Source organism: Synechococcus sp. R55.7 (genome assembly GCF_047461955.1).
Taxonomy (GTDB): domain Bacteria; phylum Cyanobacteriota; class Cyanobacteriia; order Thermostichales; family Thermostichaceae; genus Thermostichus.
The window spans coordinates 1-749 of the sequence record NZ_JANSIC010000455.1 but is presented as its reverse complement, the minus strand read 5'-3'; the positions used below and the strand labels follow the sequence as shown (position 1 = coordinate 749).

1 pseudogene is annotated in these 749 nt (G+C 65.7%); it reads left to right on the top strand.

The window, feature by feature from the left end:
* Positions 1-9: 9 nt before the first annotated feature.
* A pseudogene (locus NW820_RS13095) lies at positions 10-749 on the top strand (FAD-binding oxidoreductase); the annotation flags it as partial.

The following is a 749-nucleotide window of genomic DNA, read 5'->3' as shown; positions in this document are numbered from 1 at the left end:
CTCCTGCCGATGGCTGAAGTTGTCCCCCCGCCGGAAGCCTTGCCCGCCTCGGATGCCTGGTGGGGATCCCTGCGGCAGCCGCAGGCGGAACTGCCCCCGGCAGTGGTTCACCCTTCTTCCGCTCGTTTGGGCAGCCAATCCTGGGATGCCGATGTGGTGATTGCCGGCGGCACCTTGGGGATCCTTCTGGGGGCGGCTTTGGCCAAGCGGGGCTGGCGGGTGATCCTGCTGGAGCGCGGGATCCTGCGGGGGCGGGAGCAGGAGTGGAACACCTCACACCAGGAGCTGCAGGTGTTGTTAGAGCTGGAGCTGCTTACCCCGCCCGAGTGGGAGGCAGTCCAGGTTACCCACTACCCGAGGGGGCGGATTGGCTTTGGGGAGGGCCCCCACTGGTGGGTGGAGGGAGTGCTGAATGTGGGCGTGGATCCAGTCAGCCTCCTGGAGTTCCTCAAGCAGCATTTCCTGGCCTGGGGGGGCCAAGTGTGGGAGCAGACTGCCTTTCAAAGTGCCACCGTTCACCCCGATGGGATCTGCCTCCAGACCACCAAGGGACAGATCCGTGCTCAACTGCTGGTGGATGCCATGGGGCACCGCTCGCCCATCGCGGCCCAGGCTCGCCAAGGGCAGCCGCCAGATAGCGTCTGTCTGGTGGTGGGATCCTGTGCCCAGGGGCTGCCCGACCAACCCACGGGAGATCTCTTCTACAGCTTTACCCCAGCCCAGAACGGCTACCAGCCCTTTTGGGAAGC